At 71.9% G+C, this 20,942-nt stretch carries 16 protein-coding genes and 1 tRNA gene; 9 read left to right on the top strand and 8 right to left on the bottom strand.

What is annotated here, in order from left to right; all coding sequences use genetic code 11:
- Positions 1 to 115: 115 nt before the first annotated feature.
- Positions 116 to 547: an SsgA family sporulation/cell division regulator gene (locus tag GA0074692_RS16420; RefSeq protein WP_007457244.1), complete on the bottom strand. Its 432-nt coding sequence runs from the start codon at positions 545 to 547 to the stop codon at positions 116 to 118.
- Between the two features lie 293 nt (positions 548 to 840).
- Here GA0074692_RS16420 and GA0074692_RS16415 point away from each other — a divergent pair, with 293 nt between their 5' ends.
- The gene (locus GA0074692_RS16415; protein WP_091645603.1) at positions 841 to 1,386 is read left to right on the top strand and encodes a TIGR02611 family protein; all 546 of its coding nucleotides are present in this window, start codon (positions 841 to 843) and stop codon (positions 1,384 to 1,386) included.
- A 50-nt stretch (positions 1,387 to 1,436) separates the two neighbouring features.
- Positions 1,437 to 1,508 (top strand) — tRNA-Val (locus GA0074692_RS16410).
- 720 nt (positions 1,509 to 2,228) lie between these two features.
- Here the strand turns inward: GA0074692_RS16410 and GA0074692_RS34785 are convergent.
- The 3 genes from GA0074692_RS34785 to GA0074692_RS16395 form a co-directional block, all read right to left on the bottom strand.
- Positions 2,229 to 2,636 carry a hypothetical protein gene (locus GA0074692_RS34785; RefSeq protein ID WP_176738477.1) on the bottom strand — a complete coding sequence of 136 codons (408 nt, stop codon included), beginning with the start codon at positions 2,634 to 2,636 and terminating at the stop codon, positions 2,229 to 2,231.
- 142 nt (positions 2,637 to 2,778) lie between these two features.
- Entirely contained in the window at positions 2,779 to 3,399 is a 621-nt protein-coding gene (locus tag GA0074692_RS16400; protein WP_091645600.1) for a dihydrofolate reductase family protein, read from the bottom strand.
- The gene (locus tag GA0074692_RS16395; RefSeq protein ID WP_091645597.1) at positions 3,396 to 3,845 is read right to left on the bottom strand and encodes a hypothetical protein; all 450 of its coding nucleotides are present in this window, start codon (positions 3,843 to 3,845) and stop codon (positions 3,396 to 3,398) included. Before GA0074692_RS16395 ends, GA0074692_RS16400 begins: the two co-directional genes overlap by 4 nt.
- A gap of 135 nt (positions 3,846 to 3,980) precedes the next feature.
- Here GA0074692_RS16395 and GA0074692_RS16390 point away from each other — a divergent pair, with 135 nt between their 5' ends.
- Positions 3,981 to 4,463 carry a hypothetical protein gene (locus GA0074692_RS16390; protein ID WP_091645595.1) on the top strand — a complete coding sequence of 161 codons (483 nt, stop codon included), beginning with the start codon at positions 3,981 to 3,983 and terminating at the stop codon, positions 4,461 to 4,463.
- A 472-nt stretch (positions 4,464 to 4,935) separates the two neighbouring features.
- On the opposite strand, the gene GA0074692_RS16385 is transcribed toward GA0074692_RS16390, so the two are convergent.
- Positions 4,936 to 7,437, bottom strand: a complete 2,502-nt coding sequence (locus GA0074692_RS16385; RefSeq protein WP_091645593.1) for a beta-galactosidase — start codon at positions 7,435 to 7,437, stop codon at positions 4,936 to 4,938.
- A 120-nt stretch (positions 7,438 to 7,557) separates the two neighbouring features.
- On the opposite strand from GA0074692_RS16385, the gene GA0074692_RS16380 reads away from it, so the two are divergent.
- The 5 genes from GA0074692_RS16380 (at position 7,558) to GA0074692_RS16360 (ending at position 14,281) form a co-directional block, all read left to right on the top strand.
- The gene (locus GA0074692_RS16380; RefSeq protein WP_091645590.1) at positions 7,558 to 8,589 is read left to right on the top strand and encodes a LacI family DNA-binding transcriptional regulator; all 1,032 of its coding nucleotides are present in this window, start codon (positions 7,558 to 7,560) and stop codon (positions 8,587 to 8,589) included.
- Positions 8,586 to 10,253 carry an ABC transporter substrate-binding protein gene (locus GA0074692_RS16375; protein WP_091645588.1) on the top strand — a complete coding sequence of 556 codons (1,668 nt, stop codon included), beginning with the start codon at positions 8,586 to 8,588 and terminating at the stop codon, positions 10,251 to 10,253. Before GA0074692_RS16380 ends, GA0074692_RS16375 begins: the two co-directional genes overlap by 4 nt.
- A 62-nt stretch (positions 10,254 to 10,315) precedes the next feature.
- Positions 10,316 to 11,311 (top strand): ABC transporter permease, encoded by a 996-nt coding sequence (locus tag GA0074692_RS16370; RefSeq protein ID WP_091645586.1) that lies wholly within the window; start codon positions 10,316 to 10,318, stop codon positions 11,309 to 11,311.
- Positions 11,312 to 11,390: 79 nt separating this feature from the next.
- Positions 11,391 to 12,320, top strand: coding sequence for an ABC transporter permease (locus GA0074692_RS16365; RefSeq protein WP_091645584.1), 930 nt, complete (start codon positions 11,391 to 11,393; stop codon positions 12,318 to 12,320).
- Between the two features lie 2 nt (positions 12,321 to 12,322).
- Positions 12,323 to 14,281 carry an ABC transporter ATP-binding protein gene (locus GA0074692_RS16360; protein ID WP_091645581.1) on the top strand — a complete coding sequence of 653 codons (1,959 nt, stop codon included), beginning with the start codon at positions 12,323 to 12,325 and terminating at the stop codon, positions 14,279 to 14,281.
- Between the two features lie 111 nt (positions 14,282 to 14,392).
- On the opposite strand, the gene GA0074692_RS16355 is transcribed toward GA0074692_RS16360, so the two are convergent.
- The 3 genes from GA0074692_RS16355 to GA0074692_RS16345 are packed head-to-tail and all read right to left on the bottom strand — an operon-like array spanning position 14,393 to position 19,601.
- Positions 14,393 to 15,931, bottom strand: a complete 1,539-nt coding sequence (locus GA0074692_RS16355) for an alpha-amylase family glycosyl hydrolase (protein ID WP_091645579.1) — start codon at positions 15,929 to 15,931, stop codon at positions 14,393 to 14,395.
- Positions 15,928 to 17,745 carry a GH39 family glycosyl hydrolase gene (locus tag GA0074692_RS16350; protein ID WP_091645577.1) on the bottom strand — a complete coding sequence of 606 codons (1,818 nt, stop codon included), beginning with the start codon at positions 17,743 to 17,745 and terminating at the stop codon, positions 15,928 to 15,930. The genes GA0074692_RS16355 and GA0074692_RS16350 overlap by 4 nt, the downstream gene beginning before the upstream one ends.
- A 2-nt stretch (positions 17,746 to 17,747) precedes the next feature.
- A complete protein-coding gene (locus GA0074692_RS16345) occupies positions 17,748 to 19,601 on the bottom strand; it encodes a GH39 family glycosyl hydrolase (protein ID WP_091645575.1) in 1,854 nt (617 codons plus the stop codon).
- A 281-nt stretch (positions 19,602 to 19,882) separates the two neighbouring features.
- Here GA0074692_RS16345 and GA0074692_RS16340 point away from each other — a divergent pair, with 281 nt between their 5' ends.
- Entirely contained in the window at positions 19,883 to 20,860 is a 978-nt protein-coding gene (locus GA0074692_RS16340; RefSeq protein WP_176738476.1) for a sugar kinase, read from the top strand.
- Positions 20,861 to 20,942 lie beyond the last annotated feature (82 nt).

Raw genomic sequence — 20,942 nt, 5'->3', positions numbered from 1 at the left:
TGGGCGACGCGTGGTCGTGGCTGGCGTACCCGGTTTGTGGCTGGAGTATCCGGTGGTGGGTGGCCGGGCTCGCGCGGACTCGGCAGATCCGCGCGGCCCCGCCGTGCGTCGTCGGTCAGCGACCGGCCAGCAGCCGGTTCACCGCCGTGTCGACGTCCAGGTGCTCGGCCTCGCGACCGCGCGGGACGACGACGTAGGTGCGGCGCAGGAAGCGCACCAGCACGCTCCGCGGCACCTCGAACAAAGCGTTGCCGTCGGGTGACGACAGCGCCAGCGCGACGAAGTCGCCGCGTGGGGTGGCCCAGGGCCACACTCGGACGTCGCCGATGCCGGCCGGCTCGTCGAGCCCGGTGACCAGCAGTTCGCGGGCGAACGACCAGCTCACCGCCTCGCCGCCGGCGGATTCGGCATGGAACAGGACATGGACCGCATACGGGTCAGCAGGGTCGTAACGCAGACTGGCACGCACCGGCAAGGCGGTGGCGTCAGGTGCGACGAGCCTTAGCGACGTCTCGACCTCTACGGTCGTCGGTCGGATGACACTCATGGACGTTCTCCCCCCGGCACCGCTGCGGAACGCGCGTGTTCCGCTTTTCCATACTCAGGCGCTCCTCATGGCTACGCTCCGCCATACGCTGACTTCACCCAGTGGTGGGAAGGGGTTCGGAAACGCCGCCAGAATGTGAAGATTCTTGTACGATATCCGGTTCTGCCCAGAACTTGATCCCGCCCGGCATCGGGTGGCTCAGTCGTCGACTTACTCCGGTAACGTCCAGTCGTCGGTAGGAGTGACGGGCCGAGACGACACTGGGGGGTGAGATGGTCGCGGAACAATCCTCAATGGAGGCCGCGGTCGGTCGCCGGTCGCCGGGTCCGGTGACCGGAAAGACCGGAAAGCGGGGGTACGGGGTGCCGGAGAAGGGGCGCGGCCATGACCGGCTGCGCGGACACGGTGCCAACGGCACAACAGGCGTGCAGGTCGCCGAACGGCGGGTCCGCTGGCGACGGCTGCGGACGACGCTGGAGCTCGTCCGGGCCAATCCCACCGGCCGGATCGCGCTCAAGGTCTTCGTCGCCGTGGCCGGGGCCCTGGTGGTCGCCATCGGCGCGGTACTCATCCCGCTGCCCGGCCCCGGCTGGCTGTTGGTGATCGCCGGCCTCGGTATCTGGGCGGTCGAGTTCCACTGGGCCAGGCGGCTGCTCAACTTCACCCGCCGGCACGTCCAGGGCTGGACCAGGTGGGTCACCAGCCGCTCGTGGCCGGTGCGGCTGGTGCTCGGCTCGGTCGGTCTCCTCTTCGTCTGCTCGATCGTCTGGCTCTCGCTCAAGGTCGGCCTCGGCATCGACGTCGTCGCCCGGTTGTTGCACTACCTCGCCACGAACTGACCCCGGATTCGCGGAGTCCGGACCCGATCGGGTACAGTCATCCGCGCCAAGGGCGATTAGCTCAGCGGGAGAGCGCTTCGTTCACACCGAAGAGGTCACTGGTTCGATCCCAGTATCGCCCACGCAGGTCAAAGGCCACTTCCCATCGAGGGAGGTGGCCTTTCTGCTGCTCGTACCGCAGTGGAACACGGCAATACGTCAGTGGCCGAGGAAGTTGTGGACAGCCCGAAGCCAGCAGGACGGCGACCTCGGCGGGCGGGTACCAGCCCGGGTGAGGGGTCTCTGCTCATGCGGCGGCCCCGGTCAGCCAGCCACCGTGGGCGAGTTCTTCCCGGCCGATGTGTTGGCGATCCCGATGTTGGGCGGCGGCGGTGCGGGTGGTGTGGCGGCCGAGTCGCCAGCAGGCGTCGGGCATCAGGTCCGCTTGATGTGGCGGGCCGACGGCCCGCTCCCCGGGTGAGCGGGCCGATCGCAGGCGGGACGGCAGGGTCGACCGTGGTTGAGGCTCGACGGCAGCGGACCCAGTATGTCTACGTTGGAGGTTATGAGCGACGGGGGACAGGGCCATGGGGTTTCGGCATGAGCGCTTGGCAGCTCTGACACCGGGATGGCCCACGCCGCCGGGTGGGTGGCCATCGTGGGTCTGGGATGCGCCCTACGACGGTGCCCGTCATCCACAATCCCGCCCGGTTTCCCCGGTGAGTGCGGGTGCGAATTGCCAGCGGTATGCCTACTCGATCCTGGCGTTGTTCGATCTGTGCGTGCCGCCGTTGCGTTCCAGTGAGCTTTGGTCGGCCATCGAACTGGAACCCGTCATCTCGGACTCGATCAGGCCCCTCGACCTAGTCCTTTTCAACTCTACTCAGAACCCGTATGGCGCTCATGTGGGAGTGGCTATGCCCCAGGACGAGATATTGCACCTCTGTAGAGAGGTCGGGCGACCTGCGATCTGGCCCCTGTCCTCGTTCGAGCGTAGGGAGCGCTACAAGATTTTTCTCGGCGGTCGGCGGGCAACCGGTCAGGTCTTCGACGGTGAGGCGTGCCAACCCGTAGCGAGCGACCAGCGCATCGCGGATCTCGTCGGGGGTGTCGTCCCAGCCGCATATCGCAACAGTTGAGCCGCAGTGGGGACAGTGACACTCAGCGGTCCAATGCAACCGATCGTGAACGATGCGCTGCGCCAGCTCGCACACCATCTCGGCTTCGCAGTCGTCACACGCTCGGGCGACGCTCACGCCGTAGGAAATCATCGCCCGCTGCTCCTTGATCGAGAGTGGCCGCTACTCTGCGGCGACCTTGATTTTGTCCGCGTCGCTGAGCTGCGGGTACTCCTCATATCCGCCCGTCCTCGGACAGCGGCGACGGGCGTGAGGTCGAGGCGGCCGACAGCGCTCAGGGCAGTACGCGGTAGGTCACGTGCGTGACCGAGGTCGCGGCTCGCGACTTCACCTGCTCGAGTTTCAGCGGCGGGACGCCCTCGAACAGTCGCGTGCCGGCGCCGAGCGTGAGCGGCACGACGTGCAGCCGCAGCTCGTCGATCAGGCCGGCGGTGAGGTACTGGTTGATGGTGGTCGCGCCGCCCTGGATCGCGACATCGCCGTCGCCGGCCGCCGCGCGTGCCTGTGCCAGTGCCGACTCGATCCCGTCCGTGACGAAGTGGTACGTGGTGCCACCGTCCATCGGTTGCGGGTCGCGCGGGTGGTGGGTGAGCACGAAGACCGGGGCGTGGAACGGCGGATTGTCGCCCCACCAGCCGTTCCACTGCCGATCCCACTCGCCACGCACTGGGCCGAACATGTTGCGGCCCATGACGAATGCTGTGGCGGCAGCCATCTGGTCGATCTCGTCCCGGTTCTCGTCGGGGGTGTCGAACATCCAGGCGTGCAGCTTGTCGCCCGAGCCGTCACCGCCGTCGTCGCCGAACGGGCGTTCCTCGGTCTGGTTGAGCCCGGCGGAGTACCCGTCGGCCGAGATCGTGATGTCGCAGACCACCCTGCCCGTTCGTTTGGTCATTGTTTTCTCCTCCTCGTAGTCACGTGGCTGTTCTGCTGTGGCTGTGCACCCGCAGCTTCGCCGTCAGGCTGAAGGCTGCATCGGGCTGCCACCAGTACTGCGGTTTCGCCGGCGATCGAACTGGTGTCGGCGGTCTGGAACCGCGTCACGAGGTGGGCGTGGAGTGCCGCCAGCGGGTTCGGGGCAGGCTGCCCGAGGATCTGCGGCAGCAGCGGGTCGCCGTCGAGCAGTCGTACGGCCAGCGCTGAACTGTCCGCGCCGGCGTGTCCGTCCGCCACGGCGGCCATCTCCCAGTGCCCGGCAGGAGCGTGCCGCAGGAACGCCGCGTCCTCGTTCTGTCGGGCCCCGGCCACAGTCCGCCCGCCGTAGCGGCCCAGCACCATGTGGCCCGAGGCGACCACGTCCGGCTGGTCGAGATAAGCCCTTTCGCCTCCGGCCCACCGCATGGCGGGAGGATACGTCGCCGGCCGACGTCCGCGACCTCGGCTTTCGCCGACGCCTCGGTGGACGCAGTGGGGTGTATCGCTGGTGCGAGGATCTGCTCCACTTGCCGGACACGGCGGGGTGGAAGGGGTGCGGGAGTGAGGTTCGTCAGCGTGGAGCGGACCAGGGACGGCATGGCGGTGGACGCCGAGGCGTACCTGCGGGAGTTGCCGTCGTTTGTCGACTCGTTGCCCGAGGGGGCGCGTAGGTTCGCCACCGAACCCGGCCACTACGACTTCTTCGGCCAACGATGCGTCAAGGACCTCAAGCCCGAGCGACTGACGTCCGGTGAGACGGGCGGGAGCCGCTGGATCGAACTGTACCTACGGCACAACTGCTGGAAACACGAGGAAGACCTGACGATTCGCTACCACGGCGTGCAGAGCCTGACGATCGAGCCCGCCGGCCAGGGGCTGGACCTGGCACAGCTCCGAGACGTGATGCTGGACGAAGTGCTACCGCACGAGCAAGGGTGCCGACACGAGATCGTATGCCTCTCCGGAGCGTTGGTCGTGACGAGCTCGGACCTGACCGCTACCTGGCGGCACGCCGACTGTCCCGAGCGCGAGCCGAGCCGGTAGGGCTGATGGCGAGGCGAGGGCGCCGGGTGGCGTCGCCGGCGGAGGCGGCGCCACCCGGGCGTACGGCGCTCCTACTGGGCCCAGCCGGAAGTGCCCCGGCGGCTGGCGGGGATGCCGGTACGTGGCTCCTGTGTGTGGTTGCGGTGGGCTGGGCGGCCCTGGCACCCATCCGCACCCTCCCCGTGTGGGCTCGGCGTGTCGTGTAGCTGAGCTGCCAACAACCACCGACAAGCTGAGCGGGTACACCTGAGAGGAACGGCGCATGACCAGCGACGAACGCAGGCAGTGTCCTGAGTGTGGGCACGCGCTGCATGCCCACCCGAGGCCGGGCGGTCGGGACCTTTCCATCTGCGCGGCCTGCATCTACGAGGAGGATGAAGGGCTACGCGGGGTCGAGGCCGTGTGTACGAGGATCTTTCCCGGCGTCGCAGGTGGGTGATTGACCGGATGACCTCGGACGGCGCGGTCCCGGTCAGCGGACGCTGATCCGGACCGGCTCGTCCTCGGGTGGGCCGGGCAGCCGGACGACCACCAGTCCGTCCGTCGTCGTTACGCTGCCCCGGCTCGCGTCGACCGGCCGGTCGGTGGCCAGCACCACCTCGTCGTCGCCCTGCGTCGGGCGCAGCAGCACCTCGTCGCCGTCGTGGGCGACCAGGTCGCAGGTCGTCTCCACCAGCGTCGCGGCGCCGACCCGGATGCCGTACGGCAGGATCATCCCGGTCCGCGCGGGCACCCGCAGCCGTCGGCCGCCCAGCACCGGCTCGCCGTGCCAGGTCAGCCCGACGGTCACCGCCGACGGGGCCACGTTGACCAGGTGCAACAGCCGTTGCCCGGTGCGGTCCACGGTCGAGGTGAGCACCAGACCGGGGCCGTCCGCGTCCGGGGCGAGTCGGGGGCGCACCCCGAGCCGCGCCAGGGTGGCCCGCCAGAAGCCCAGGTCGCAGGGGACGTCGGCGGCGACCACCACGGCCCGGCCGGCGCCGACGGTGACCTCCACGGCGCACGGCGCCCCGGAGCCCACCTCGGTGAGCAGGGGCTCGGCGGTCGGCCCGGCGAGCCGCTGGGCGTAGCCCACGCGGACCTCGACCGCCCCGCCGACACCGACACCCGCACCGAGGCCGGCACCGACACCGAGGCCGGCACCGACGCCGACACCACCGAGGCCGGCACCACCGAGGCCGAGGCCAGCACCGAGGCCCGCGCCGACGACCGACGGGAAGTGGTGCGGGCTGTCGTCGGCCCGTCCGGTGACGGTGAGCCCGAGCGCGTCGGCCAGCAGGGTGCACGGGGTGCCGTCGTGGTCCCGTTCCGGCAGGACCCCGTGCAGCAGCAGCCGGCCGCCCCGGCGCAGGTGCGCGACCAGCCGCTGTTGGACGTCCCGGCCCAGGGTGGTGGCGCTGGCCAGGGCGATCACCGGCGGGGTGGTCGCCGGGTCGGCCGACTGGAGGTCGACGGCGGGGAACGAGAAGCCGGCCAGCAGCAGCGCCCGGGCCAATACGTCGCGTGGGCCCATGCCCCGGAACCGTTCCAGGTCGGCGACCTGTTCGGCGCGGGACGCAGAGGCCGGGTGGTGGTACTCGGTGAGGTAGTGGTCGGGCACGAAGCCGAGCGCCAGTCCGTCGTGCTCCTCGTCGGAGTCGGCCAGCAGGTCGGCGATCCCGCGCATCGCGTGCAGTGCGCGCCGGGCCGCGTGGAAGGTCGGGTTGAGTCGTCCCTCGGGATCGACCGGTGCGGCGAACCCGTGCCGCTCGCCGGTGAACGCGATCCGGTCGTTGCCGTCGCCCACCGGCTCGGCCAGCGGCGGGTTGTAGCCGCCGGCGAAGAGGTAGAGGTTGAGCAGCCGGTTGCCCTGCGCCACGCAGAGCCGGGTCTTCAGCTCGACCGCCTCCGGTGGGTAGAGGGTGGACAGGTCCTGCCCGTAGTCGCCGTTGCCGGCCTCGAACTCGAGCGAGGTCAGCGGCTGGTCGGCGTCGTGCACGGCGGCCAGGAAGGCGTTGCTCACGTACAGGTCGGCGACGTTGGTGACGGTCAGGTCGCCGAGGTAGTAGTCGGAGCCGGAGGTGACCTGCGGCTGGCCCCGGTAGGACTCGAAGAGCTGGCTGATCCCGATCGGGAAGGTGCGTCCGCGTCCGCCGCCGGTGCCGTGCACGTTGATCAGGAAGGGCACGCCGGTCACTCCGTGTCGCTCGGCCGAGGCGCGCAGCGCTGCCACGTAGCGCCGGTAGCGGTCGCGCATGTAGCGGCCCAGCAGGTCGTGCACCGCCAAAGACCGTGGTTCGGCCGGCGTCCGCAGGGCCGCCGACCAGGCAGCCGGGTCGCCCGGGTCGGCGCCGGTCCGGTCGGCGGCGCCGTCCTCGCCGTACCGGTCGACCGCCCACCGGCGCAGGTCCGTGCAGACGCCGTCGGTCAGGTCGGGGGAGTTGGTCACCCAGGAGAGCATGCCGATCTCGTTGTCCAGTTGGATCGCGATCACCGGTCCACCCCGGTCGGCGAGCCGTTCGGCGATCACCGGCAGCACCTCCGCGTACCAGCCGTCGGCGGCGGCCAGGAACTCCGGCGCCAGGTAGTCGACGGTGCGGGTGTGGATGGGCGCGCCGTCCCAGGTGGTCGGCAGCAGGTGCGGGTGCTCGTCGTACACCCGGTAGGGGATGCCCTCGTTCTTGACCTCGGCCATGATGAACGGGCCGGGCCGGACGATCGCCCGCAGGCCCCGCGCGTGGGCCAGGTCCAGGAAGCCGGCGAGGTCGCGCTGCTCGTGCGTACGGCCGGTGAGGTCCACCGTGCGGTCCGGCAGTTCGTGCCAGAGCCACGGCACGTAGGTCGCCACGGTGTCGCCGCCGCACTCGCGGAGCCGGTCGAGGCGGTCTGCCCACTGTGCCCTGGGCAGCCGGAAGTAGTGCACCTCCCCGGCGAGCAGCAGCCGGGGCCGACCGTCGACGACGATCCTGCGGTCGTGGAGAAGGACTCGTGGCATGCGGTTTTGCCTCTTCCTCTCGGGTGGGCTTCCCGGGCGTCCCCTTGTGATCTGGCTCGCACCTGCTTATGGTGCCTGAAACCGGTTTCTGTTAATCGCACGTTACGGATCGAGGGCGTCATGGGCAACAGTCGGGTCACGGTACGGGAGATCGCCCGGCTCGCCGGCGTCTCCGTCGCCACGGTGTCCCGGGTGTCCAACGGCACCGGTCAGGTGTCGGAGGAGATGCGCCGCCGTGTCCTCGATGCCATCGAGGAGTACGGGTACCGCCCGGACCACCTCGGACGGGCCCTTGCCGCCGGCCGACACGGCGCGCTCGGCCTGGTCTTCCCCGGTCTGTCCGGCCCCTACTTCACCGAGCTGATCCAGGGTTTCGAGTCGGCGGCGGTGCCGGCCCGGGCCAGCGTGCACATCCTCTGCACCCACATGCGGGAGGACTCCGACGAGCAGGTGCTGGAGATGGCCCGCCGGGTCGACGGGATCGCGGTCATCGGCGGCACCATCTCCGAACCCGTCCTGCTCCGGCTCGCCGAACTGGTCCAGGTCGTCGTCCTGGCCGGTCAGGGGGCGGGGCCGGTGCCCTCGGTCAGCGTCGACAACACGTCCGCCATGAGCCGGCTGACCCGGCACCTGCTCGTTGACCACGGCCTGCGTGACCTGGCCTTCGTCGGCACCCCGGAGGGGTCGCCCGACGTCAGCGAGCGGTGGGCCGGGTTCCTCGCCGCCCACCGGGAGTTGGCGCTCACCCCGCCCGCCGAGCCGGTCCGGGTCGCCATGCAGCAACCCGACGGCGTCCTCGCCGCCGAGCGACTGCTCCGCGACGGGGCCGGGCCGCAGGCGGTCGTCTGCGCCAACGACGAGATCGCGCTCGGCGTCCTCGTCGGCGCGCTCGGCCGAGGCCTGCGGGTACCCGGGGACCTCGTGATCACCGGGTTCGACGACGCGCCCATGGCCGCGCTCGTCTCGCCCCCGCTCACCACCGTCCGGCAGCCGGTGCGGGACCTCGCCGCGGCGGCCGCCCGACTCATCCTGGACGCCGTCGCGGCCCCCGGCGCGACGGCCCCCGACAGCATCGTCCTCCCCACCGAGCTTGTCGTGCGCCGCAGCTGCGGCTGCCCGACAGGCACCCCCCCTGGAGGTATCGGTCAATGAAGAGATCGAAGCTCGCCCGGATCGCCGCGATCGCGGCCACCGTGGCGCTCGTCGCCAGCGGCTGCACCGGCACCGAACCGGAGTCCGGCCCCGGCACCGACGGCCGGATCGCGTTCCTCGACTACGGTGACTTCGGCGGCGGCAGCAACCCGCAGGCCAACTACAACCCCTACCTGGACGCCAGCCGGCTCGGCGCCACCGAGTACGTCTTCGAGCAACTGATCATGTACGACAACTACGGCTGCGAGCCCAAGCCCTGGCTGGCCACCGAGTGGAACTGGACCGACCCGCGGACGCTCGTCTGGAAGCTGCGCGACGGGGTGAAGTGGAACGACGGCAAACCGTTCTCCGCCGACGACGTCGCCTTCAGCTACAACCTGTTCAAGTCGCACAAGGCGCTGGACGTCAAGGGGGTCTGGCGCTACCTCAGCACGGTCGAGGCGACCGACCCGCGTACCGTCACGATGCGGTTCACCCAGCCCGGCGCGGCGGCGTTCACGCTGTTCAGCGAGATCAAGATCGTGCCGAAGCACGTCTGGTCCACCGTGGCCGACCCGGTGACCTTCACCAACGCGGAGAAGCCGGTCGGCACCGGACCCTTCACCGTCAAGGCGTTCAACCCGCAGCAGTTGACGCTGGCCCGCAACCCCGACTACTGGCAGGCCGACAAGGTCAAGGTCGACGAGCTGCGGTTCCACAAGGCCGACGGCGGCGGGCAGATCGACCAGCTCAAGCTCAGCCGGGGCGAGTACGACCACAACGCCATGTTCGTGCCGGACATCAAGAAGGCGTACGTCGACCGGGACCCGGAGCACAACAAGTACTGGTACCCGTCCGGCGGCTCGATCAGCGTGTACATGAACCTCACCAGGGCGCCGTTCGACGACACCGCCTTCCGTAAGGCCCTGGTGCCGGCCTTCAACCGGCAGGAGATCGCCGACAAGGCGCAGCTCGGCTACGTCAAGCCGGCGAGCCAGACCGGTCTGGTGGTGCCCGGGCAGGCCGACTGGCTGCCCAAGGACCTCCCCAACCAGGGCGTGGTCGGGTACGACGCGGCCAAGGCGGACGCCGACCTGACCGCCGCCGGCTATCCCAAGAACGGCGAGGGCAAGCGGGTCGGCAAGGACGGCAAGCCGATCTCCTTCACCTTCCGGGTGCCCGGCTCCTGGACCGACTGGGTGCAGGCGCAGCGGATCATCGTGGCGAACCTGACCGCGCTCGGCTTCACCGTCCGGGCCGAGACCCCCACCCCCGAGGCGTACGAGAAGGACCGGGCGATCGGCAACTACGACATGGTGCTCGGGGTGCACGGCGGTAGCTGCAACATGTTCCGCAACTTCCAGGAGCCGCTGGCCAGCGACCAGTCCGCGCCGGTGGGCAAGAAGGCGGTCAGCAACTTCGTCCGCTGGAACGACCCCCGCACCGACCAGCTCGTCGACGCCCTGCGCACCGCCACCGACGAGGCAGCCCAGAAGGCGGCCGTCGCCGACCTGACCAGGGTGATGACCGAGCAGGTCCCGATGATCCCGCTCTGGTACGGCGCCAAGTGGTTCCAGTACCGCACCGCCAAGGCGACCGGCTGGCCCAACGAGCAGAACCCGTACGCCGCACCCAGTGACAACCTGTTGATCATCACCAACCTTCAGCCCGCCGGGACCAAGTAGCGGATGGCCGGCCGGCGTCCCCGTACGCCGGCCGGCCAGTCCCGGAAAAGGGAGGGCTCACCGTGGCCTACTTCGCCCGACGCTTCCTGTTCTTCCTCGGCACCCTGTGGGCCGCCGTCACCCTCAACTTCCTCATCCCCCGGCTCCAGCCCGGCGACCCGGCCGAAGCCATCGTGTCCCGGCTGGCCGGGCAGAGCGAGAGCGTCGACCCGGCCCAGGTCCAGGCCATCCGGGTCATGCTGGGCACCCCCGACGGCAACCTCTTCGAGCAGTACGTGCAGTACCTCGGCGCGGTGCTACAGGGCGACTTCGGGGTGTCCTACACCTACTTCCCGTACAGCGTGACCCACATGATCGGGCAGGCGCTGCCGTGGACCGTGATCCTCGTCGGGGTCACCCAGATCATCTCGTTCGTCGTCGGCACGCTGCTGGGCACCTGGGCCGCGTACCGCCGCAACAGCCGCGTCGACTCGGTCATCACCCTGGGCTCGACGTTCCTCGGGACGCTGCCGTTCTTCTGGCTCGCCCTGCTGCTCGTCTACGTCTTCGCCATCACCCTGCGCTGGTTCCCCGAGCGCGGCGGCTACGGCGGGGGCAGCTCACCCGGCTGGAGTTGGATCTTCATCTCCGACGCCTTCCAGCACAGCGTGCTGCCCGCCGTGGCGCTGCTCATCACCGGCCCGATCGGCTGGATCATCGGCATGCGCAACAACATGGTGCAGAGCCTGGGCGAGGACCACACCCGCCTCGCCGTCGCCCGGGGCCTGCCCCGGCGGCGGATCGCCATCACCTACGGCGCGCGGATCGCCGTCCTGCCGAACGTCACCGGCTTCGCCATCGCGCTGGGCAGCATCCTCGGCGGCACGGTGCTGGTCGAGACGGTCTTCAACTATCCCGGCATGGGCCGGCTGCTCCTCGAGTCGGTGTCCAGCCGGGACTACCCGCTGATGCAGGCGATCTTCCTGTTCACCACGATCGGCGTGCTGGTGGCGAACCTGCTGGCCGATCTGCTGTACGGGTTCCTCGACCCACGGGTGCGAAAGGCGGAGTCGGTATGAGAATCAGCCACGACGGGCGCTCGTCGCGACGCCGCGCGCCGGCAACGGGGCGGCCCGCCGGTGAGTGGGGTGAGGACGCGTGAGCACGCCAGCACCGGCGGTACCCGCCCAGGCCGCGGACACCGAGGGCGTCCAGACCGCCGCCACCGAACTCGCCCGCAGCAGCCGGCTGCCCGGCTGGTTCGTCATCCTCTGGCGCAACACCAAGTGCCGGATCGGGCTGCTGATGCTGGTCGCGTTCGTCGCGGTCGCGGTCTTCGCGCCGCTGATCGCCCCGTACGACCCGCGCGACGACGCCTACCCCACCTCACTCGGCCCGACCGGCAGCCACTGGCTCGGCACCACCGCCCAGGGCGAGGACGTCTTCTCCCAACTGGTCGTCGGCGCCCGCACCTCGCTCGTCGTCGGCCTCGCGGCCGGTGTGCTGTCCACCCTGATCGGGCTGGTCATCGGCCTGACCGCAGGCTACCTGCGGGGGTGGGTCGACGAGGTGCTGTCCTTCCTGATCAACCTCGGGCTGGTCGTGCCCGCGCTGCCGCTGATGGTGACACTCGCCGCGTACGCCCCGGTCCGTGGACTGTGGCTGATCATCTTCGTGATCAGCGTGACCGGCTGGGCGTACGGCGCCCGGATCAAGCGGTCCCAGATCATCACGCTGCGCACCCGCGACTACATCACGGCGGCCCGGTTCGCCGGCGACAGCACCGCCCGGATCATCGCCCGGGAGATCGTGCCGAACATGACCTCGTTGATCGTGGTCGGCTTCATGGGCGCGGCGCTCGGCGCGATCGGCGGCGAGGCGGGTCTGGCCTTCCTCGGGCTCGGCGACCCGCAGACGGTGAGCTGGGGCACCATGCTCAACCAGGCCAGCCTCGGCGGCGCCCTGCTCACCGGCCAGTGGGCCTGGCTGGTCGCCCCCGGCCTGGCGCTCTCCCTGCTGATCACCTCCTTCACCCTGATCAACTTCGGCATCGACGCGCTGAGCAACCCCCACCTGCGAGAGGACTGACCATGGCCCTGCTCGAGGTCGACCACCTCACCGTCACGTACACCCCCCGCGACCTGCCCGCCAACCGGGCCGTGCACGACGTCTCGTTCAGCATCGCCGAGGGCGAGTTCGTCGGCCTGCTCGGCGAGTCCGGCTGCGGCAAGTCGACGCTCGGCAACGCGGTGCTGCGGCTGCTCTCCCCGCCGGCCCGGATCACCGGCGGCCGGGTCGTCTTCGACGGCGTCGACCTGGCCGGCGTCGATGAGGAGCAGCTGCGGAAGCTGCGCTGGGCGGACCTGTCGACCGTCTTCCAGAGCAGCATGAACTCGCTCAACCCGGTGATCCGGGTCCAGGCGCAGTTCGCCGACACCTTCGCCGCGCACGACGTGCCGGGCGACGTCACCGAACGGGCCACCGAACTGCTCGAACTGGTGGCCCTGGACCGGCGGGTGCTCCGGGCGTACCCGCACGAGCTCTCCGGCGGCATGAAACAGCGGGTGGCGCTGGCCCTCGCGCTCGCGCTGCGTCCCAAGCTGGTGCTGCTCGACGAGCCCACCACCGGGCTGGACGTGGTGGTGCAGCGCGAGATCCTCACCCGGCTGGCGGAACTGCGCCGTGAGCTGGGCTTCGCGGTGCTGTTCATCAGCCACGACCTGGGCACCGTCCTCGACATGGCCGACCGGGTGATGGTGATGTACGGCGGCGAGATCGTGGAGAACCGGTCGGCCGACGGCATGCTCCGCGACCCCCGGCACCCGTACACGCGCGGGCTGCTCGGCTCGTACGCCGACCCCCGGCTGCCCGACGTGCGGGTCACCTACATCCCTGGCCGGCCGCCGGACCTGTCCCGGCCGCACACCGGTTGCCTCTTCGCCCCGCGCTGCCCACATGCCGAGGACGCCTGCCAGGCCGGGCACCCGCAACTGCTCGCCGACCACGGCGGGCTGGTCCGCTGCCTGGTCGCCCAGGAGGAACGGCTGCCGGCCATGACCCCCGGTGCCGGCACTGCCGGCAGCCTCTTCCCGGCCATCGGCACCCTGACCCGAGCGGCCGAGACGGAGGCCGCCGCGCCCGTGACCAAGTCGGACGTGCCCGTGACCAAGGCCGCCGCGCCCGTGACCAGGTCGGACGCGCCCGTAGCCGAGGAGGACGCGGTGCTGTCCGTGGTGGCGGTGAGTAAGCGCTACACCAGCCGGCGCGGGCTGCGTACCAGCACCGTCGAGGCGGTACGTCAGGTTTCCTTCGATCTGCGGCCCGGCACGGTGACCGCCCTGGTCGGGCAGAGCGGCAGCGGCAAGTCGACGATCGCCCGGATCATCACCGGCGTGGAACGCCCCAGCGCCGGCGAGGTGCGGTTCACCGGCGGCGCCGGCACCTCGCTCCGGGTGGACCGGCTGCGCGGCCGGGCAGTGCGCGACTACCGACGGCACGTGCAGATGGTCTTCCAGGACCCGTTCAGCGCGTTGAACCCGACCCGCACGGTGGCGTACGCCCTGTCCCGGCCGCTGGTCAACTTCGCCGGGCTACGTGGTGACGCCGTCCGGGAGCGCGCGGCCCAGTTGCTGGAGCGGGTGGGGCTCGCCCCGGCCGGGCAGTTCCTCGACAAGCTGCCGCACCAGCTCTCCGGCGGCCAGCGGCAGCGGGTGGTGACCGCGCGGGCGCTCGCGCCCGACCCGCAGGTGCTGATCGCCGACGAGCCGATCTCCATGCTGGACGTGTCGATCCGCGCCGAGATCCTGGAACTGCTCGGCGAACTGGTCCGGGAACGCCGGCTGGCGATGCTCTACATCACCCACGACCTGCTCAGCGCCCGGCTGCTCGCGGACGAGGTGCTGGTGCTGCACCAGGGGAACCTGGTGGAACGCGGCCCGACCCGGGAGGTGATCGGCGCTGCCCGCGACGACTACACCCGGTTGCTGCTCGATTCGATCCCCAACCCGTTCGCGCAGGTCACCGGCCGGGAGAGCGCGCCGTCCGCCTGAGATCGGCCCCCGGGGCCCGGCCGGCCTCCCGGCGGCGGCCCCGGTCAGAGCGGCGGGCCCGGGCCAGGCCGACGGCCGGCGGACGGTCGGCGTAGCGGCTGGGGGAGCCGGTCAGATCAGCCAGGCGGTCGAGCGGGCCGGCAGCCGGCCGGTTTCCGCCGCGCCGCTGGCGAGCAGGACGCGGTCCCCGTAGGGCCGCCAGTCGACCGGCCCGTCGCCGAGGTTCAGCAGGCAGGTCGGCCCGTCGGCGCCGCGTCGGAAGGCGAGACAACCGGCTGGCGCGTCCCGCCAGGACAGCTCCGCCGGTCGGCCCCGCCAGCAGGTACGCCGCAGCGGCAGCGCCGCCCGGACCAGGGCCAGCGTCGAGGTCGGGTCGTCGTGTTGGCGGGCCACCGAACGGGCACCCCAGTCGGCCGGCTGGGGCAGCCACGGCGTGGACCCGTCCGGACCGAAACCGTACGGCGCGGGGCCGGCGGTCCACGGCAGCGGCACCCGGGCGCCGTCGCGTCCCCGGTCCGCGCCGCCGGAGCGGCGGAACACCGGATCGCGGATCGCGTCGTCGGGCAGCGTGACCTCGGGCAGGCCGAGTTCGTCCCCGGCGTACAGGTAGACCGCCCCGGGCAGCGCCAGCATCAGCAGCAGCACCGCCCGGGCCGCCTCCGGGCCCCACCGGTCGACTGCCCGCCGTACGTCGTGACTGCCGTGCACCCACGCGGGCAGCCGCCTGTGTCGGGTGGTGGCGGCCAGCAGCGCCTCGATCCCGTCCCGCCACGGCTGCGGGCGCAACGGCCAGTAGAGCGGGTCCATCGCGAACGCCTGCCCCAACTCGTCGGGGCGCAGGTAGGGCGAGAGCACCTCCGGCCCGCCCCAGGTCTCCGCCACGCCGAGCCGGTCACCCGGGTACGCCGCCAGCTCCCGCGCCCACCGGCGGTAGATCTCGTGTACCTCGTCCCGGTCGCTGTACGGGGCCGGGTCACCGGGCTGCCAGCCGGGCGGCAGCTCCGGGTAGCCGGGGTCCTTCCACAGCGAGCCGGCCGCGTCGAAGCGCACCCCGTCGACCCCACGGTCCAGCCAGAACCGCAGCGTGGTCAACGCGTCGGCGGCCACCTCCGGGTGCTCGTGGCGCAGGTCGGGCTGGTCGGTGTCGAACAGGTGCAGATACCACTCGCCGTCGCCGAACGGCGTCCACGCCGAGCCGCCGAAGATGGATTGCCACCCGTTCGGCGGCTCGGCACCGCCCGGACCACGGCCGGGCCGGACGTGGAACCGGGTCCGCTCCGGCGAGCCGGGGCCGGCGGTCCGGGCGGCGACGAACCACGGATGGGCCGAGGAGACGTGGTTGAGCACCAGGTCCACCAGTACCCGCAGGTCGAGCCGGTGCGCGTCGGCGACGAGCCGGTCCACGTCGGCCAGCGTGCCGAGCCGGGTGTCGACGTCCCGGTGGTCGCTGACGTCGTAGCCGGCGTCCCGGTCCGGGCTGGGATAGAACGGGGTGACCCAGAGCGCGTCCACGCCGAGCGCGGCCAGGTAGGGCAGCCGGGACCGTAGACCGGGCAGATCCCCGAGACCGTCGCCGTCCGCGTCGGCGAAGGACCGCAGGTACACCTCGTAGGTGACGGCCTCCCGCCACCAGGGTCCGGTGTCCGTCATGTCGGGGTCAGCTCCAGCAGGGAGAGGGACGGCATCGGCAGGTCCAGCGGCAGCCACACGCAGCCGTCGTCCGGCGTGACGACGACCGGTGGCTCCGCGTCAGCGAGGGCGTCGGCGGCCCGCAGCCCGGCCCACTGCTCCGCGTCGGGCCAGCCGTCGACGCCGAGCCGACGGGCGGTCGCGGCGAGGTTCGACGTCCGCTCGTCCAGCCGGCGGTGCCGGAGGTCGTACCGGGCGGCAGACAGCCCGTCGATCCGTAGCCGCACCGTCCGGCCAAGCCGGCGGCGCTGGTCGGGGCGGTCCAGCACACCCTGGTCCAGGGTGCCGTTCCAGAGCAGCACGGCGACCCGCCCGCTGTCCGGGTCGACGGACGGCCAGGCCCGCACCAGCGTCCCCGCGCCGTCGCCACCCAGCCGGGCGGTGAGCTGCACCGGCGCGAGCTGTTCGAGCATCCGCAGGGCCCAGAACCGGGGCTTGGCGAGGTTGCCGACCGACAGCAGCCCGAATCCGCCGTGCAGCAGCGCGGGTGGCCGCCCCAGCTCCTCGAAGTGGTCGCTCGCCACCCAGCAGGCCAACGCCGCCACCCGGCCGGCCGCCTCCTGCATGCCGGTGGCCACGAAGGCGGCCGAGAGCACCGAGTCGTTGACCGGCGCGAAGTGGGTGGGGGTGGGGCCCCACTCCGTCCAGAGCAGGGGGGTGTCGGCCCGGCCGTGCCGTTCCAGGATCGGCCGTAGGTCCAGCGGCGGGCTGCCGTAGACGTGGGTGGAGAGGAAGTCCAGCGGCGCGCCCGAGGCGTCGACGTGGTCGAGGAACGGTTCGATCCACTTCGTCGCGGCGGTCGCCGGCCCGCCGACCGGCAGGCCGGGGCAGGCCGCGCGCACCGCGCGGGCGGTCACGTCGTACATCCGCAGGTAGTCCTCGCGGGTGCCGGTCCAAAAACAGGCCAGGTCCGGTTCGTTCCACACCTCGACCGCCCACCGCCGCAGTTCGGCGTCGCCGACCCGGGTCCGCAGGTGCCGGATCAGGTCGCCGACCAGCGCCGCCCACCGGTCCCAGTCGCGGGGCGGGCTGGAGACGCCCGCCGCAGTGATCTCGCGGGACGGGTCGCGGGCCAGCGCACGCGGCACGAATGACAGCTCCAGCACCGGCCGCAGGCCGGTCGGGGCGAGCGCGTCGAGCACCGCATCGATGCCGGTGAAGTCGTGCACCGGCTGGCCGCCGACCTCCCGGTAGACGCCCAGGTCGTCACCGAGGATGCCGTGCGCGCGGACCCGTTCGACGCCCAGCTCGCGGTGCACCCGGCCGAGCGCGGCGGCCAGCCCGGCCCCCATCTCCTCGCCGCCCACCCGGTCGGTGCAGAGCAGCAGGCTCAGGTGCTCGGAGCCGATCATGTCCCGCCACGGCCGGGGCAGCGGCCCGACCGGGCGGGCGACGTCGACGGTCACCTCGACCGCCGCATCCCCGCCGTCGCGGGCCGAGACCGGCGCCGACGCCGGCCCCAGGGGACCGTCGTCGGGCCGGTCGGGGTCGAGTACCGGGCGCACCGCGTACCGCACGGTCCGCCCGGGTTCGACGGTGCTGTCGGCGTACGGCGGGCCGGGCACCGCGAGCAGGTCACCGCCGCGATGGTCGACCACCTGGAACGGGCCGTCGCCGTCGGCCCGGTGCACCAGGTAGCCGGCGGCGTCGGGCACCGGATCCCAGTCGACGTCGACCTGTCCGCGTCCGGCCCGGACCCGGATGCCGTGGCCGCCGCCCGGGGCACCGCCGGCCGCAGCCGTCGTCGCTCCGGGCGGCGGTGGGTCCGTTCGCACGGTCAGCCTCCGGCCACCTCGACGAGCACCGCGCCCGGCTGGGGGAGGTGCAGCTCCACCACCGCCGCCGTGCCCTCGACGGTGGTGGCGACCTTCTCGACCGGGAGCGGGTCGACGGCGCGCAGCGCGTCCCACTGTTCCCCGACCGGCCACTCGGTGATGCCGAGCTGCCCGGCCAGCGTGGTGATGTCGCCGTGTTCGCGGTCGAGTCGGGTGACGGTCACGGTCCGGCCGGCCGCGCCGTCGACGACCAGCCGGATCTGCCGGGCGAGCGCCGGATCACCGTCCCGCTTGGACTGGTCCAGCGTGGACGCCCAGACCAGGATGGCCAGGCTGCCGTCTGCGCGCCGACTGGCCCAGGTCTGTACCAGGCCGTCGGCGCCGTCGCCGTCGGCGCGTACCGGTAGTTCGGTCTCGCCGAGCTGGCTGAGCATGCGCAGCGCGTGGTAGCGGGGCTTGGCGATTCCGCCGACGGTGATCAGGCCGAAGCCGCCGTGCAACAGCCGGGGCGGCCGGCCCAGCTCCTCGAAGTGGTCGCTGGCCACCCAGTAGGACAGGGCGTCCACCCGGCCCGCCGCCGAGCGCATGCCGGTGAGCAGGAACGTCGCCGCGGACGTGCCGTCGTTGACCGGGTGGAAGTGGGTGGGCGTCACGCCCCACTCGGTCCACAGGATGCGGGCCTCCCCGAAGCCCAGCCGCTCCAGGGTGGGGCGCACATCCAGCGGCGGGCTGCCGTAGGTGTGGGTGGAGACGAAGTCGACCGGCGCGCCGGAGCGGCGGGCGTGCTCCAGCAGCGCGTCGACCCAGCCGGCGGCGGCGGACGACGGCCCGCCGACGGGGATCCGTGGGTCGACGTCCTTGACCGCCCGGGCGGTCACGTCGTAGAGCCGCATCCACTCCTCGCGGGTGCCCGACCAGAACACCTCCAGGTTGGCCTCGTTCCACACCTCGAAGTCCCAGCCCAGCACCTCCTCGCCATAGCGGTCGAGTAGGTGCGCGACGAGGGCGCGGACCAGTTCGGCCCATCGGTCCCAGTCCTTCGGCGGGGAGATGATCCCCCGGTACTCGAAGACCGTCCGTTCCGGGTCGCTGGCCAGGTCCCGAGGCATGAAGCCGATCTCGACGACCGGCCGCAGCCCGATGGAGAGCAGCAGGTCGTAGACCCGGTCGACGCAGGTGAAGTCGAGTACGGGTACACCGTCCACCTCCCGGTAGACGCCGAGGTCGTCGTGGAGGATCGAGTGCGCGCGTACCGTCTCGACGCCGATCTCGTCGCGGATGCGGCGCAGCGCGGCGAGCAGTTCGCCGCCGATCTCCCGGCCGCCGGAGGTGTCCGTGCAGAGCAGTTGGGACAGCCGTTCGCTGCCGATCATCGGCTGCCACGGCCGGGGCAGCGCCGGGCCGTCGGCGGTCGCGTCCACCTCGAGGACGACGGTCGGGGCGACGCCGGTGGCGGCCAGCGACGCGCAGGTCACCGGGGCCCCGAGCGGGCCGGTGACGGTGACCTCGGGGACGGCGGCGACGGCGTAGGCGTACGGCTGGCCGGGCTCGCCGGTGGTGTCGACGTACCAGGTGTCCGGGACGGCGAGGACGTCGCCGCCGAGGTGGTCGATCGGGGTCAGCTCGCCGTCGGCGGCGCCGTCCCGGACCGGTGCGCGGTGCACCAGGTAACCCACCGCGCCGGGCACCGGCGACCACGAGAGACGGACGTGGTGGACCCCGGCGACCGCCGTCAGGCCGTCTGGCGGGGCGAGGACGGGCGTGCCGCCGGTCGCGCCCGTCTCGTCGCTGCGTAAAGCGATCCGCGACTCCCAGTCGGATCGGGCGTCTACCGGCTGGTCGTTGGTGCTCGTCACCGGGGCACCTCCTGTGTGATGTGAATCCGGTCCGAGCACTGTAACCGGTTTCTGCGTGCCTCGCGCCCCACCGCCCGATGCATTCACGAAACGATCACGTTCGATCGACTGGGCGCGCCGGCCATCAGACCTGTCCGGTGGCGCATCGGGGCTGGTCAGGGTCCGGCGTGGGCCGGGCCGTCGGTTGGCTCTGGAACCCTGTCCCGGGATGTGGCAACGTATTCCGCATTATGCATACCAACAGTCATGACGCTGGGTCAGCGTGGGGAGACAGCAGTTCGGTGGCCGGGGCGAACCAGCCTTCCGGGCTGGAGATCGTGGGGATCGGCGAGGCGATGGTGCTGTTCCAGCCGCCGCTCGGCCGCCTGCTCGTCGACGCCCCGAGCGTCGAGGTGCACGTCGCGGGCGCCGAACTGAACCTCTGTACGGCCGCCGCGCGACTCGGCGTCCGCGCGGGCTTCTGTAGCCGGGTCGGCGCGGATCCGCTCGGTGCCCGGGTGCTCGCGGTGGCGCGGGCCGCCGGGGTGGACACCTCGCTGGTGACCGTCGACCCGGGACACCCCACCGGACTGTTCCTCAAGGACATCCAGCCGGACGGACAGCGGCGGGTCCACTACTACCGGCGCGGATCGGCCGCCGCGCACCTCGACGCGTCCGACGCGGCGCGGCTGCTCGCCGTACGGCCACGGCTGGTCGCCGTCTCCGGGATCACCCTCGCCCTCGGCGCGGCTCCCCGGGCGGCGGTCGAGGCGGTGCTGCGGGCCGCCCGAGACCAGGGCGTGCGGGTGGCGCTGGACCCCAACCTGCGCCCCGCGCTCGGCGACGTCGACCAGCAGGCCGCGCACCTGCGGCCGCTGCTGCCGTACGTGGACGTGCTGCTGCTCGGCACCGACGAGGCCGGACCCGTCCTGGGGGTGCGGGACCCGGACGACGCGGTGGAGGTCTTCGCCGCCGCGACTGCCGCAGGCGTCGGCGAGACGGTGCTCAAGGCCGGCCCGGACGGCTGCCACCACGCCGGTCCGACCGGGGACCCGGTGCACCTGCCGAGCGCGGCCACCACCGTGGTGGATCCGGTCGGGGCTGGCGACGCCTTCGCCGGCGGCTACCTCGCCGGCCGGCTGCGCGGCGCCTCGCCGGCCGGTGCGGCCACGTTGGGCAGCGCCCTCGCCGCCGGGGTGGTGGCGGCGGCCGGCGACACCGCCGGCCTGCCGGACCGCGCCGCCGCCGCCGAGCTGCTGCGCCAAGCGCTGACCGACTGACGTTCCCGACGGACCGTAACGCCAAAGTTGCGGGCGGATCAAAGGTTTGACGAACTAGCAACCCGTAGTGTGGAATCTACTT

The sequence above is a fragment of the Micromonospora pallida genome (genome assembly GCF_900090325.1).
In the GTDB taxonomy this organism is placed as follows: domain Bacteria; phylum Actinomycetota; class Actinomycetes; order Mycobacteriales; family Micromonosporaceae; genus Micromonospora; species Micromonospora pallida.
The sequence above is the reverse complement of the archived record's forward strand: the minus strand, read 5'-3'. Positions and strand labels throughout refer to the sequence as shown.

Excerpts from the sequence above, each read along its gene's own strand:
- GA0074692_RS16420 (WP_007457244.1), bottom strand. The coding sequence starts at position 547 with ATGAGTGTCATCCGACCGACGACCGTAGAGGTCGAGACGTCGCTAAGG.
- GA0074692_RS16415 (WP_091645603.1), top strand. The coding sequence starts at position 841 with ATGGAGGCCGCGGTCGGTCGCCGGTCGCCGGGTCCGGTGACCGGAAAG.
- GA0074692_RS34785 (WP_176738477.1), bottom strand. The coding sequence starts at position 2,636 with ATGATTTCCTACGGCGTGAGCGTCGCCCGAGCGTGTGACGACTGCGAA.
- GA0074692_RS16400 (WP_091645600.1), bottom strand. The coding sequence starts at position 3,399 with ATGACCAAACGAACGGGCAGGGTGGTCTGCGACATCACGATCTCGGCC.
- GA0074692_RS16395 (WP_091645597.1), bottom strand. The coding sequence starts at position 3,845 with ATGCGGTGGGCCGGAGGCGAAAGGGCTTATCTCGACCAGCCGGACGTG.
- GA0074692_RS16385 (WP_091645593.1), bottom strand. The coding sequence starts at position 7,437 with ATGCCACGAGTCCTTCTCCACGACCGCAGGATCGTCGTCGACGGTCGG.
- GA0074692_RS16380 (WP_091645590.1), top strand. The coding sequence starts at position 7,558 with ATGGGCAACAGTCGGGTCACGGTACGGGAGATCGCCCGGCTCGCCGGC.
- GA0074692_RS16375 (WP_091645588.1), top strand. The coding sequence starts at position 8,586 with ATGAAGAGATCGAAGCTCGCCCGGATCGCCGCGATCGCGGCCACCGTG.
- GA0074692_RS16360 (WP_091645581.1), top strand. The coding sequence starts at position 12,323 with ATGGCCCTGCTCGAGGTCGACCACCTCACCGTCACGTACACCCCCCGC.
- GA0074692_RS16355 (WP_091645579.1), bottom strand. The coding sequence starts at position 15,931 with ATGACGGACACCGGACCCTGGTGGCGGGAGGCCGTCACCTACGAGGTG.